The following is a 12,435-nucleotide window of genomic DNA, read 5'->3' as shown; positions in this document are numbered from 1 at the left end:
ATTTAATTTTCCAATTGATAGCCCCCGTCCTAGACTGCGGCCTCAGCTCCCGATTGCCCAGCCATCCCCATGCAAGAACAAGAACACATCCGCCTGCTGCGCCATGCCGTGCAACTGGCCCATGACAACCGCCTTCGGGGCGGCCGGCCCTTCGGCGCCCTGCTCGCGCGCGAGGGGCAGATCCTGTCCACGGGCGTCAACGAGATCGTGCAAAGCCATGACCCCAGCGCCCATGCCGAAATGCAGGCGCTGCGCGCAGGCACGCGCGCCCAGGCCAACCCCAGCCTGGCTGGCTGCACCATCTACGCCAGCGGCCACCCCTGCCCCATGTGCCTGGCGGCGCTGGTGATGGCCGGGGCCGAGCAGGTTTTCTTCGCCTTCGACAACGCGGATGCCCAGCCTTACGGCCTGTCCAGCGAAGGCGCCTACCAGCGGCTGCGCATGCCGCTGCAGCCGCCACCGCTGCCCCTGACGCGGCTGGACACGGGCATCACGGCGGCCCAGCTGTATGGCAACGTCCCCTGGGCCTGAAGCCATGTCGTCCATTGCGCCTGCACGCACCGAGGCGCCTGCCGCAGCGCACGCCATTCCAACGGCGCTGTGGCTGGCCACCGTGGTCCTGGTCACGCTGAACCTGCGCCCGTTTCTCACGGCCATCGGCCCGCTGGGCCCGCAGATACAGTCCGCCACGGGCATGGATCTGTCCACGCTGTCATGGCTGACGCTGCTGCCCATGGCGTTGATGGGCGTGGGCGCCTGGCTGGCCCCGGCCGCGCTGCGGCGCCTGGGTCCGCGCCGCGCCGTGGTCGGATCCTTGGCGGTGATTGCGCTGGGCTGCGCGCTGCGCGTGGCGGGCTCCAGTGCAGCCACCCTGCTGGCCACGGCCGCGCTGTGCGGCGCTGGCGTGGCCCTGGTGCAAGGCGTGCTGCCGGGCCTGATCAAGCGCCAGTCGCCCGCACGCATGGCCCAGATGATGGGGCTGTACTCGGCCGCGCTCATGGGCGGCGGGGCGCTCGGTGCCCAGATTTCGCCGCTGGCCGTGCAATGGGGACTGGACTGGCGCTTTGCACTGGCGCTCTGGACTGCGCCCGCCCTGCTGGCCCTGGTGTTGGCGCGGCATGCGCTGAGCACATTGCCGGGTCCGGCGCCCATGGCGGCCCATACCTCGCAAGACACCGGCTGGCTGCGCCAGCGCCCGCGCACCTGGCTGCTGATGGCCTGCTTCGGCCTCATCAATGGCGGCTATGCGGCCATGGTGGCCTGGCTTGCGCCCTTCTACCAGACGCACGGCTGGAGCCCCGCGCAAAGCGGCGGCCTGGTGGCCCTGCTGTCGGTGGCCCAGGCCAGCGCCGCACTGGGACTGCCCGTGCTGGCTTCGCGCCATGCCGACCGGCGGCCGTGGCTGGGGTTCACGCTGCTGTGCCAGATCATCGGCCTGGCCGCGCTGGCCTGGTGGCCTGATGCAGCGCCGCTGCTCAACATCGTCATCCTCGGCATCGGCCTGGGTGGCTGCTTCGCGCTGATGATGGTGGTGGCGCTGGACCATCTTCCCCACCCCACGCAGGCCGGTGCGCTCAACGCACTGATGCAGGGCGGCGGCTTTCTGATTGCGGCGCTGGCGCCCTATGTGATCGCCCGGCTGCACCAGTTCACGGGCGGATTCGGCGCCGGCTGGCTGACCCAGATGGCCGCCGTGCTCGTGGTCTGCGTGCTGGTGTCACGCCTGGCGCCGCAACGCTACGCCCAGGCCATGCGGGCACCCGGCGACTGACCCGCTTCAGTGCGCGGCCTGGAAGCCGGCCGACCAGCGCACGAAGGCCCAGATGCACCAGGCCAGGCCCAGCGCCACCAGGCCTCCGCCGATCCAGCCGATGTTCTGCATGCCCGCGTGCATGCTGACCTGGCTGCCCAGCAGCGCACCGCCGCCAATGCCGATGTTGAAGATGCCCGAGAACATGGACATGCCCACATCGGTGGCGTCGGCCGCCAGCTTGAGCACCTGGGACTGCATGGCCAGGGCGAAGCAGATCATGGCGACACCCCAGACCGAGCTCATCACGTAGAGCGATGCCTCATGGCCCGAGGCCGGCACCAGCATCAGCAGGCTGGCCGACAGCACGCCAATGGCGGCCAGCAGAAAGCCGCGCGGATGGCGCAGCCCCCACCAGCTGAACATCACGCTGCCCACGATGCCCATGCCGCCGTACAGCAGCAGCACGGCCGTGGTCACCTTGCCCTCGAAGCCCGCGATGTCCTGCACGAAGGGCTCGATATAGCTGTAGGCCGTGAACTGCCCGGTGATCACGACCACCAGCAGGATGTAGATGGACAGCAGCGCCGGGCGGCGCAGCAGCATGGGCACGCTGGCCAGGTTGCCCGCGTTCTCGCTGGGCAGGCGCGGCAGCAGCCGGGCCAGGGCCACCATGACGATGGCGGCCACCCCGCCCACGGCCAGGAACGTCGTGCGCCAGCCCAGCCATTCGCCCACGATGCGGCCCAGCGGAATGCCCAGCACCATGGCCATGGAGGTGCCGGTGGCCAGCAGGCTCAGCGCCACGGCCTTCCTGCCGGGCGGCGCCACGCGCACGGCCAGCGAGGCGGTGATGGACCAGAACACCGCATGCGACAGCGCAATGCCGATGCGGCTGACCATGAGCGAGGCAAAGCTCCAGGCCACGCCCGACAGCACATGGCTGGCCACGAACAGCGCGAACACGCCCATCAGCAGCTTGCGCCGCTCCACATTGCGCGTGAGCAGCATGAAGGGCAGCGAGGCCAGGGCCACGATCCAGGCATAGATGGTCAGCATCAGCCCGACCTGCTCGGTGGGCATGCCAAAGCTCGCGCCAATGCTGCTGAGCAGGCCCACCGGCACGAACTCGGTGGTATTGAAGACGAAGGCGCCCAGCGCCAGCGCGATCACGCTGAGCCAGGCCTGGGCGGCAGTGGGTGTGGATGACGCGGAAACGGAGCCGGCCGCAGCGGAAACGGAAGGGGGCATGGGGAACGTGGGGCCTTTTTTGTTGCAGCGCAATATTGTGCTGCGCCATGCGACCGCCTGATGTCAGCCGCCGCGCAGGCCCCAGTGCCGCCAGGGGGACTCAGGCCGGAGGCAGGTGGCAGACGGCCTCGATGTTGTGGCCGTCGGGGTCGAGCACGAAGGCCGCGTAATAGTCGTCGTGGTAGTGCGGTCGCAGGCCGGGCTCGCCATTGCAGCGCCCGCCTGCCGCCAGGGCCGCAGCATGGAAGTCATCGACCATGTGGCGGTTGTCCACGCGGAAGGCCACATGGATGGGCGGCTGGTTGGGCGTGCCCCCGCTGATCCAGAAGTCGGGCTTGGGCGGCTCGCCGAAGCCCGCAGTGTCCGTATGGCCCGTGACTTCGGCAGAAAGCTCCATGAGGATTTCATAGCCCAGCGGCGCCAGGGCGCGTGCATAGAAATCCTTGCTGCGCTCGAAGTCCGATACGAGGATTCCCGTGTGGTCGATCATGGCTGTGCTCCTGCCTGTTCATGACGGACACCAGCATGCCATGGAGACCGCTGCGGCACCAGTGGACTGGCGCAGGTGTTCAGTAAGCGACGGTGAAACGCTGGCGCAGGTGCAGGCCCTTGTCCAGCGCGTCGACCAGGGCCACGGCCAGGTCCGCTGCCGAAATCGTGCCGGGCTGGCCATCGGCCTGCATCAGCGGCTCATCCTTGCCCGTGCGGTATTGGCCTGTGCGTTCGCCGTGGTCGCCCAGGTGCAGGGCAATCGGTGGGCTCAGCATCGTCCAGTCCAGGCCCGGCTCCTTTTGCAGATCATTGAGGGCGTCGCGGGCAGCCGAGGCGCCGGGCTTGATGGCGGCCGGGAACTCGGGCGTGTCCACCAGTTGCTTGCCGGGTGCGATGTAGAGGCTGCCTGCGCCGCCGACCACCAAGTAGCGCTTGATGCCGGCCGCCTTGGTGCCCGCCACGATGGCGCGCGAGCCGCGCATGAAGTCCTCATAGATGTCGGGATTGCCCCAGCCCGCGTTGTAGGCGCTGACCACGGCGTCCGCGCCCGCCACGGCGCGCTGCACGGCGGCGGCGTCCAGTACATCGGCCTGCACGGCCTGCAGCCGCGGCTGGGCCGCCAGCTTGGCGGGGTCGCGCACCAGGGCCACGACCTCATGGCCGCGCTGCAGCAGCTCCTTCAATACCGCCGAACCCACAAAGCCGGTTGCGCCAATCAATGCCACTTTCATCTTCGGTCCTTTATGGCGCCAGGGCGCCTGTTCACGATGGCATTGAGATTACGCCATTCACAATGCGTGCGGTAGACGGCAATTTTTACCAAGACCTTGAAGTACAGCTTCACAATACAACCCATGGATGACTACAAACGCATGGCCGTTTTCGCCGCCGTGGTGCAGCACGGCTCCATGAGCGCCGCCGCGCGTGCCCTGGGCATGAGCCCCTCGGCCGTGAGCCAGCAGGTGCGCCAGCTCGAACGCGATGGCGGCGTCACCCTGCTGCACCGCTCCACCCGGCAGATTGCGCTGACCGACACGGGCGAGCGCTACTACCAGCAGTGCGCCGCCATGGCCCAGGCCGCCAGCCAGGCGCGGGCCGAGCTGGCGGCCGCGCGCGACGAGCCCGGCGGCGAGCTGCGCCTGTCAGCCACCGTGGGCTTTGCCCGCCACATCGCGCCGGCCCTGGGCCACTGGCTGGCCCGGCACCCCGCACTGCGCCTGCACCTGGATGTGGACGACGCGCCCATCGACCTCATACAAAGCCGCATCGACCTGGCCTTGCGCTTCGGCCGGCTGGCCGATTCCGGCTGGGCCGCCCGGCGCCTGGGCGCCATGCGCAACTGGCTGTGCGCCTCGCCCGCATGGATACAGGCCCAGGGTGGCGGCGTGGCCTGGCGCCACCCGGCACCGCTGGCCAGCATGCGCTGGCTGGGCCTGGCGCGCGAGGGCCAGGGCCAGGCCCTGCGTGCCGAGGCGCGCCACCCTGACACGGGCGAGACCTACAGCCTGCAGGTGCTGCCGCATGTGGCCAGCAACAACCAGCTGTCCATCCAGCAGATGTGCGAGGCGGGCCTGGGCCTGGCCCTGCTGGGCAGCATGGACGTGGCCGACACTGTGGCCGAAGGCCGCCTGGTGCGCCTGCTGCCCGACTGGGACTTCGGCGGCCTCGACATCTGGGCCGTCACCCCGCAGCGCCAGGCCCAGCCCGCCAAGGTGCGCCAGGCCATCGCTGCCTTGCAGGCCTATCTGGCCCGGTTGCCGGGCGTGGTCGATGCGCCGGCCGCAGCCTGAGGATCATGGACAGCGCACGAAAAAAAGCCCGCACGGGGCGGGCATGAAAACGAAGGAAGGACGCTCGCTCAGTCGAGGGCTGTCTTCTGGCCGTTCTTGAACACGCTCAGCGTGTACGAGGGGTTCTTCATCTCGCCGTTCTTCTCGAAGGCGATCTTCGAGGTCACGCCCGAGTAGTCGGCCTTCTGCAGGAAGGGGATGTAGACCTTGGGGTCCCAGGAGTTGGCGCGCTTCATGGCGTCGGCCAGCATCATGGTGGCATCGTAGAAGTACGGGCTGTAGACCTGGAACTGGCCGGGGTACTTGGCGTCGTAGCGCTTTTTCCATTCCGTGCCGCCGGGCATCTTGGCCAGCGAGGCCCCGCCATCGGCGCAGATCACGTTGTCCAGCGGCTTGGCACCGGCTGCCACCTTGGCCAGCTCGGGCACGCACAGGCCGTCGCCGCCGAAGTACTTGGCATCGTTCAGGCCCAGCTGGGCCATCTGGCGCAGCATGGGGCCGGCCTGGCCGTACATGCCGCCGTAGAAGATGCCATCGGGCTTCTTGGCCTTGATCGAGGTCAGGATGGCCATGAAGTCCGTGGCCTTGTCGTTCGTGAACTCCGAGGCCACGACCTTCACGCCCAGCTTTTCCGCATCCTTCTTGAACACATTGGCCAGGCCCTGGCCGTAGGCCGTGCGGTCATCGATGATGGCCACGGTCTTGAGCTTGAGCGTCTGCGCAGCGTACTTGGCCAGTGCCGCGCCCAGCGCGTTGTCATTGGCGATCACGCGGTAGGTGGTGTTCCAGCCGGGCTTGGTCAGGTCGGGGTTGGTGGCCGCGCCCGTGATCATGGGAATGCCGCAGTCCTGGAAGACCTTGGACGAGGGAATGGCCACACCCGAGTTGAGGAAGGCCACGGCGCCGGCGACCTTGTCGTCGCACAGCTTCTGCGAGGCGGCCGTGCCCTGCTTGGGATCGGCCACATCGTCTTCGGCCACCAGCTGGAACTTGACCTTCTTGCCGGCGATCTCCATGCCCTTGGCATTGAGCTCGTCGATGGCCATGCGCACGCCGTTTTCGTTGTCCTTGCCGAAATTGGCCTGGGGACCGGACACCGGGCCGATGTGGCCGATGCGGATCACCTGCTCCTGGGCCATGGCCACGCCACCCATGCCGGCCACGACGGCCGCAATACACAACTTCCGGGACATCTTCATCGCGCACTCCTCAGTTGAAACAGGCCGTCACGTTATTCCCGTCATCGCGGCTTGGCAATGCCGCGTGACGGGGCCGCGACACTCGGCACCAACTCAGTGTTTACGAGCATCCATCCCCACCCAAAGCTGTGCTGGGTGGCGCGCCGCAACGGGCGACGCAGGCGACGCTTGCAACTCAGGCCGCGCGGGCCTGGCCCAGCGCCTGCACCTGGGCCAGCTGGTCCAGGGCCGCCAGGCAGGCATGGGCCACCTCCACGCCCTTCTTCACGAAGTGGGCGCGGAAAAACTCCACATGGTCGCCGTGCTCGTGGAAGTCGCGCGGCGTGAGCACGGCGGAGAAAACGGGCACCTCGGTGTCGAGCTGCACGCGCATCAGCCCGTCGATCACGGCCGAGGACACGAACTCATGGCGGTAGATGCCGCCATTGACCACCAGAGCGCAGGCGATGATGGCGTCGAAGCGGCCAGTGTCGGCCAGCTTCTTGGCCAGCAGCGGGATCTCGAAGGCGCCGGGCACATTGAAGTGGCTGATGTTCTGCGCGGCCACGCCCTGGGCCTGCAGCTCGGCCGCCATGGAGTCGCGCGCCTGGTGCACGACATCGGTATGCCAGCTCGCGCAGATGACGGCCACGCGGCTGCGGCCCGCGACGGCCCTCCACGGCGTGCCCGAGGCCGTGCCGTGTGCGGAGAAATTCAAGGAGACAGGAGTCTGATTCATGGTGCTCTTTCAAGATGAGACAAATGAATCAGGGCGCGCGCCATGGCGCCGCATGGCGCGGCGCAGCCCATGGGAAAACCATGGGCATGGCGCCTGCCATGCAGGTGCTGCGCGATCTCTTTCATCCGGACTGTGACCGTCGGCTCTGGCATCTCACCAGATCTGCTGACCCCGGCCGGCCTTGCGGCTTGCCGGGCGCTCGCGGGCTCCTGGACACATGCCGAAAGACAGATCCAGATACCGCCGGTGGGGAATTTCGCCCCGCCCTGAGAACGCTGCTTTGCGGCGCACGGACTGCGCACCGCCAAAGACAGAGGCCATTCTAGCCGCGCCCGCAAGCCATTGACGCGACCGGGGCGGCAGGCGCGCTTGCGCACCACGCCTGCGCAATTCATCTGGCAACACCTACAGAATATGGGCGAATTGCTATCAAAATAGAAGCTCCGCTGTCGCCCTTGTTGCCTTGCAAGGACGACCCAGGTCAACCAATACGGCCTGTCAAACGTCATAGGAAGAGATCCAGACAGGAAACACGCCTTTGCCCGGACCCCATACCATGCCCCGTTCCAACGCCCCCACCACGCAGCCACACCAGCAGCGTGACCTGCGCCCCCTGCGCATGCTGCGCCTGCTGGCCGGCCTTGGCCTCGCCGCCCTGGTCACCGCCTGCGCCGTGCCGCCCGATGGCTACTCGGACATGGGCTCCGGCTACCCCAGCTACCCCAGCTATCCGACCTACCCCAGCTACCCCTCTGGCGGCGGCGTCATCTACCCCTCCTATCCCACGCAGCCCGCCTATCCCGACAACGGCTGGTACGAGCGCCAGCGCCTGCAGCGCGAACGTGAGCGCCTGCAGTACGAGCGCGAGCGCATCCAGCAGGAACGCAACCGCGATGCCTGGCGCGACCGCCAACAACGCGAGCGTGAAATGCGCGAGCGCGACAGAGACCGCGACCGCCAGGCACAGGACCGCGACCGCCAGTTGCGCGAGCGCATGCAGGAGCAGCAGCGCCGCGAAGCCGAGCGCCAGCAGCGGGACCGCGAGCGCGACCAGGGCCAGCAGCAACGCGATCGTGAACGCCAGCAACGCGACCGGGAACAGCAGCAGCGTGACCGCGAGCAGCAGCAACGCGCCATTGAGCGCATGCAACGCGAAAGCCAGGGCGGCGGCAACCCCTACCCCACGCAGGATCCGCGCCACTGGCGTTGAACGGCTGACCAGCGGCATGTCCAGCCCCCTGCGCTGCGCACCATAATCGGCAATGCACCACATCCCTGTGCCGCTTGTGATGGGAAAGGAAACCGCCATGCACCGCATCCAAGACCTTTGCCAGCCCCCGGCGCACGGCCGCCGTTCATCGGCGGCCGCGCGCCGGGGGCTGGCGGCGCTTGTACCGATGCTTGTAACGCTGGTGGTGGCGCTCACCGCAGGCCCGGCCTCGGCCCAGGTCATCCGCTGCACGGACGCCAAGACTGGCCGCGTCACCTACACCAACAGCAGTTGCAAGGACGGCGAAAACCGCGTGCAGGTGCAGGAAGCCCCCAGCCCCGAAGAGCTGGAACGCGAGCGCGCGCAGTCCGCCGCCGCCATAGAGCGCAAGAACCAGCAACTGACCCGCGAAGAGGCCGAGCGCCGCGCGCGCGCCCAGCAGCAGGAGCGCGAGGCGCGCAGCCGGCGCGAGCGCGAAAACTCGGCCCAGCGCGACAGCGGCGACTCACCTGCCTGCCAGCAGGCGCGCCGCCGTCTGGACACCATCCTGGCCGAGGCCAATCCCGATCCCGCCACCTGGGGCCCGCGCAGCCAGGCCGCCCAGCAGCAAATGGAAATGGCCTGCCTGGGCCCCAAGGCCTATGAGCAGCTGCAGCAATCGCGTGCATTGCAGCCCAATGCCATCAACCGGCCGTGGATCGTCGGGCGCCCCGTGCCGCCGCAGCCGCTGCCGCCTTCGGCGCCCATCTCGCACTGCAACGTATTCCGCTGCTACGACACCAACGGCGGCATCCATCCGCGCTGATTCACGCGCGCAGGCCCTGCTCCACGGTGGGGTAGCGCAGGCGCAGGCCCAGCTCGGCCTTCAGGCGCTGGTTGCGCAGGCGGCGTGACTCCCCCATGAAGCTCAGCAGGCTGGCCGGCAGTTCGCGCTGTGCCTGCTCGCGCGTGATGCGCGCGGGGCGCGGCAGGCCGTAGAGATCGGCCGCAAAGTCGAAATAGTCCCCCATGCGCAGCTGCGTATCGTCGCTGGCGTGGTAGATGCGCTGCGGCCGGCCGCGCCACAGCGCCCGCACGCAGGCGCGGGCCAGGTCGTCGGCATGGATGTGGTTGGTGTAGACATCCTCTGCGGCGCACAGCAGGGGCGTGCCGCGCAGCAGGCGCCCGCGCGGCGTACCGTTTTCCCGGTCCGGCGCATAGATGCCCGGGATGCGCAAAATGCTGGCGCGCAGCCCGCCGCGCCCGGCAAAGCGCACGGCACGCTCGGCGTTCACGCGGCGCTGGGCACGCGCCGTGGCCGGTGCGGGCGGGCGGCTTTCGTCGATCCAGGCGCCCTCGCAGTTGCCATAGACGCCGGAGGTCGAGCCATAGACCAGGCTCGCCGGCCGGCCGCGACGGCGCAGCACGCGCAGCAGGGCCGTGGTGCGCGGGTCCAGCCACCAGCCCTCTTCGCCAGCGGGCGGATTGGGCGGCGGCGCCAGGTGGACGACGCGCGTGGCCAGGCCGGCCAGACGGCGCAGCGTGGCAGGTGCGTCCAGATCGCCCAGCAGCGGCGTGATGCCGCGCCCGCGCAGATCCTGCAGGCGCTCGGCGCCACGCGTCAGGGCCAGCACGCGCGGGCCCCGTCGTGCGGCACCGGAGCGCGCGCCGGGCGCGCCCGCCAATGCACCAGCCACGCGCAGCCCCACGTCGCCGCAGCCGACGATGAGCACGCGTTCGCGTCGAAAGCGCGCCGGCAGCGCGCCCAATGGGTTTTGGTTTGAGGGCAAAATCCTGGCCTGTTGCGAGGGCGGCCAGCCGCGCGCCGCCGGTCGCGGCAGCGGCATGTCCGTCCGGGAAAGAAGATCGACGGCGCGCTCCACGCGCCCGCCAGCGCCCCCGAGGATACCGAGAACATGACCGAGATAGCCAACGCTTCCCACGAAATCACCGTACAGCCCAGCGGCCGCGCCTTCGCCACGCAGGGCAGCGAGACCATCCTGGCCGCCGCCATCCGCTCCGGCGTGGGCCTGCCCTATGGCTGCAAGGACGGTGCCTGCGGTTCCTGCAAGTGCAAGAAGCTCAGTGGCGACGTCACCCATGGCCCGCATGCCGACAAGGCGCTGACCGCCCAGGAAGAGGCCGACGGCTATGTGCTCACCTGCTGCGCCAGGCCGGCCACCTCGGTGGTGCTGGAGTCGCGCCAGGTCACCGATGCCAGCGCCTTCCCCATCAAGAAAATGCCCGTGCGCGTGGCCACGCTGGAGAAGAAGTCGCACGACGTGATGCAGGTGCGCCTGCAACTGCCCGCCGCAGACAAGTTCCGCTACCACGCAGGCCAGTACGTGGAGTTCATCCTGCGCGACGGCGCCCGCCGCGCCTACTCCATGGCCACGGCCCCCCACGTGCAGGACACGGCGCCGGGGCTGGAGCTGCACATCCGCCACATGCCGGGCGGCAAGTTCACCGACCATGTGTTCGGCGCCATGAAGGAAAAGGAAATCCTGCGCGTGGAAGGCCCGTTCGGCAGCTTCTTCCTGCGCGAGGACAGCGACAAGCCCGTCATCCTGCTGGCCTCGGGCACGGGCTTCGCGCCCATCAAGGCGCTGCTGGAGCACATCCGCCACAAGGACATCCACCGCTCCGTCACCCTGTATTGGGGCGGCCGCCGCCCCGAAGACCTCTACATGGATGCCTGGGTGCGCGAACAGGCCGAAGCCATGCCGCAGCTGTGCTACGTGCCCGTGGTCTCGGATGCCCTGCCCGAAGACGCCTGGACCGGCCGCACGGGCTTCGTGCACCAGGCCGTGCTGGACGATTTTGCCGACCTCTCGGGCCACCAGGTTTATGCCTGCGGCGCGCCCATCGTGGTCGATTCCGCGCACCAGGCCTATGTGCACCAGCGTGGCCTGCCCGACGAAGAGTTCTACGCCGACGCATTCACCACGGAAGCCGACAAGGCTGCCTGAAGCCAGGGCAGATCAATCAATACGCAGAAAAACTGCTCTGCATACCTGCGTACCGCCAGGTGTCGCAATTTTTTTGCACAATAGCGCCCCTATGAACCGTAGAAACAGCCTTCTCTCGGTCATGGCGGCCGCTGCTGCCCTGGCCTCCCCGCTTGCCCTGGCGCAAGAGCCCATCCGCCTGATCGTGCCCTATGCGCCCGGCGGTCCGCTGGACATCACCTCGCGCGCGCTGGCCGAGCGGGTGCGTGATTCCCTGGGAGTGGTGATCATCGACAACAAGGCTGGCGCCGGCGGCAACATCGGCGCCGACGCCATTGCCCGCGCCACGCCGGACGGCATGACCATCGGCCTGGCCGCCACGGCCACCCATGCCGTCAATCCCTGGCTGTACGCCAAGATGCCCTATGACGCGGGCAAGGACTTCGCCGGCATCACCCAGATGGTGCGCGTGCCCAATGTGCTGGTGATGAACGCGGCCCGTGCCGAGCAGCTCAAGATCCACAGCGTGGCCGACCTGATCGCCTACGCCAAGGCCAACCCCGGCAAGCTCAACTACGGCAGCGGCGGCAACGGTAGCGCGGGCCACCTGGCCGGCGAAATGCTCAAGCAAAAGGCCGGTATCTTCGCCCTTCACGTGCCCTACCGCGGCGCCAACCCGGCCCAGCTGGCCCTGCTGTCGGGCGAGGTGGACTTCAACATCGACAACCTGGCCGCCGCGGCGCCCAACATCCGCTCGGGCAAGCTCAAGGCGCTGGCCGTGACCACGCTGAACCCCACCACGCTGCTGCCCGGCGTGCCCGCACTGTCCAAGACCTTCCCCGGCTTTGCCATCGACACCTGGTGGGGCCTGGTGGCCCCGGCCGGCACGCCCAAGCCCGTGCTGGACAAGCTGAGTAAGGCCTTTGGCGATGCACTGGCCGCGCCCGAGACCAAGACCCGCTTCGAGACCCTGATGGCCGAGCCCGTGTCCTCCACACCCGCCGAATTCGACAGGTTCATGGCCGCCGAGCGCGCCAAGTACCAGCCCATCGTCAAGGCCTCCGGGGCGAAGGTGGACTGAGCCGATCCGCCGCGTCC

The 12,435-nt window shown here is 68.5% G+C and carries 13 protein-coding genes and 1 riboswitch; of the genes, 7 read left to right on the top strand and 6 right to left on the bottom strand.

Features of this window, described 5'->3' with window-relative positions; genetic code table 11:
• The first annotated feature begins 69 nt into the window (after positions 1 to 69).
• Together LGR64_RS19510 and LGR64_RS19505 are read left to right on the top strand one after the other, a co-directional pair.
• Positions 70 to 531 carry a nucleoside deaminase gene (locus LGR64_RS19510; protein WP_183017705.1) on the top strand — a complete coding sequence of 154 codons (462 nt, stop codon included), beginning with the start codon at positions 70 to 72 and terminating at the stop codon, positions 529 to 531.
• 4 nt (positions 532 to 535) lie between these two features.
• Positions 536 to 1,771, top strand: a complete 1,236-nt coding sequence (locus LGR64_RS19505) for a cyanate transporter (RefSeq protein ID WP_230356647.1) — start codon at positions 536 to 538, stop codon at positions 1,769 to 1,771.
• Positions 1,772 to 1,777: 6 nt separating this feature from the next.
• On the opposite strand, the gene LGR64_RS19500 is transcribed toward LGR64_RS19505, so the two are convergent.
• From LGR64_RS19500 to LGR64_RS19490, 3 genes are all read right to left on the bottom strand, one after another.
• Positions 1,778 to 3,001: a sugar transporter gene (locus LGR64_RS19500; protein WP_012204124.1), complete on the bottom strand. Its 1,224-nt coding sequence runs from the start codon at positions 2,999 to 3,001 to the stop codon at positions 1,778 to 1,780.
• A gap of 100 nt (positions 3,002 to 3,101) precedes the next feature.
• Entirely contained in the window at positions 3,102 to 3,491 is a 390-nt protein-coding gene (locus tag LGR64_RS19495) for a VOC family protein (protein ID WP_012204123.1), read from the bottom strand.
• Between the two features lie 79 nt (positions 3,492 to 3,570).
• A complete protein-coding gene (locus LGR64_RS19490; RefSeq protein WP_230356645.1) occupies positions 3,571 to 4,224 on the bottom strand; it encodes an NAD(P)-dependent oxidoreductase in 654 nt (217 codons plus the stop codon).
• A 123-nt stretch (positions 4,225 to 4,347) separates the two neighbouring features.
• Here LGR64_RS19490 and LGR64_RS19485 point away from each other — a divergent pair, with 123 nt between their 5' ends.
• The gene (locus LGR64_RS19485; protein ID WP_230356643.1) at positions 4,348 to 5,283 is read left to right on the top strand and encodes a LysR family transcriptional regulator; all 936 of its coding nucleotides are present in this window, start codon (positions 4,348 to 4,350) and stop codon (positions 5,281 to 5,283) included.
• Between the two features lie 68 nt (positions 5,284 to 5,351).
• Here LGR64_RS19485 and LGR64_RS19480 read toward each other — a convergent pair whose 3' ends face one another.
• Together LGR64_RS19480 and LGR64_RS19475 are read right to left on the bottom strand one after the other, a co-directional pair.
• Complete coding sequence (locus LGR64_RS19480) at positions 5,352 to 6,482, bottom strand: branched-chain amino acid ABC transporter substrate-binding protein (protein ID WP_013803650.1); 1,131 nt, start codon at positions 6,480 to 6,482, stop codon at positions 5,352 to 5,354.
• 175 nt (positions 6,483 to 6,657) lie between these two features.
• The gene (locus LGR64_RS19475) at positions 6,658 to 7,200 is read right to left on the bottom strand and encodes a 6,7-dimethyl-8-ribityllumazine synthase (protein WP_012204119.1); all 543 of its coding nucleotides are present in this window, start codon (positions 7,198 to 7,200) and stop codon (positions 6,658 to 6,660) included.
• Between the two features lie 109 nt (positions 7,201 to 7,309).
• A riboswitch (FMN riboswitch) is annotated at positions 7,310 to 7,478 on the bottom strand.
• A 278-nt stretch (positions 7,479 to 7,756) separates the two neighbouring features.
• On the opposite strand from LGR64_RS19475, the gene LGR64_RS19470 reads away from it, so the two are divergent.
• Together LGR64_RS19470 and LGR64_RS19465 are read left to right on the top strand one after the other, a co-directional pair.
• On the top strand, positions 7,757 to 8,410 hold the full coding sequence (locus LGR64_RS19470; RefSeq protein WP_230356640.1) for a hypothetical protein: 654 nt from the start codon (positions 7,757 to 7,759) through the stop codon (positions 8,408 to 8,410).
• 97 nt (positions 8,411 to 8,507) lie between these two features.
• Positions 8,508 to 9,215, top strand: coding sequence for a DUF4124 domain-containing protein (locus LGR64_RS19465; protein ID WP_141829498.1), 708 nt, complete (start codon positions 8,508 to 8,510; stop codon positions 9,213 to 9,215).
• A 1-nt stretch (position 9,216) separates the two neighbouring features.
• Here LGR64_RS19465 and LGR64_RS19460 read toward each other — a convergent pair whose 3' ends face one another.
• Positions 9,217 to 10,236: an SDR family oxidoreductase gene (locus tag LGR64_RS19460; RefSeq protein WP_170962078.1), complete on the bottom strand. Its 1,020-nt coding sequence runs from the start codon at positions 10,234 to 10,236 to the stop codon at positions 9,217 to 9,219.
• Between the two features lie 69 nt (positions 10,237 to 10,305).
• On the opposite strand from LGR64_RS19460, the gene LGR64_RS19455 reads away from it, so the two are divergent.
• Both LGR64_RS19455 and LGR64_RS19450 read left to right on the top strand, forming a co-directional pair.
• Positions 10,306 to 11,358, top strand: a complete 1,053-nt coding sequence (locus tag LGR64_RS19455; protein WP_012204115.1) for a CDP-6-deoxy-delta-3,4-glucoseen reductase — start codon at positions 10,306 to 10,308, stop codon at positions 11,356 to 11,358.
• A 91-nt stretch (positions 11,359 to 11,449) separates the two neighbouring features.
• Positions 11,450 to 12,418: a Bug family tripartite tricarboxylate transporter substrate binding protein gene (locus tag LGR64_RS19450; RefSeq protein WP_034391207.1), complete on the top strand. Its 969-nt coding sequence runs from the start codon at positions 11,450 to 11,452 to the stop codon at positions 12,416 to 12,418.
• Positions 12,419 to 12,435: the final 17 nt, after the last annotated feature.

This window comes from Delftia sp. Lp-1, from assembly GCF_020523835.1.
GTDB lineage: Bacteria > Pseudomonadota > Gammaproteobacteria > Burkholderiales > Burkholderiaceae_C > Comamonas > Comamonas acidovorans.
Note: the sequence above shows the minus strand (reverse complement) of the source record. Positions and strands in the feature narration are given on the sequence as shown.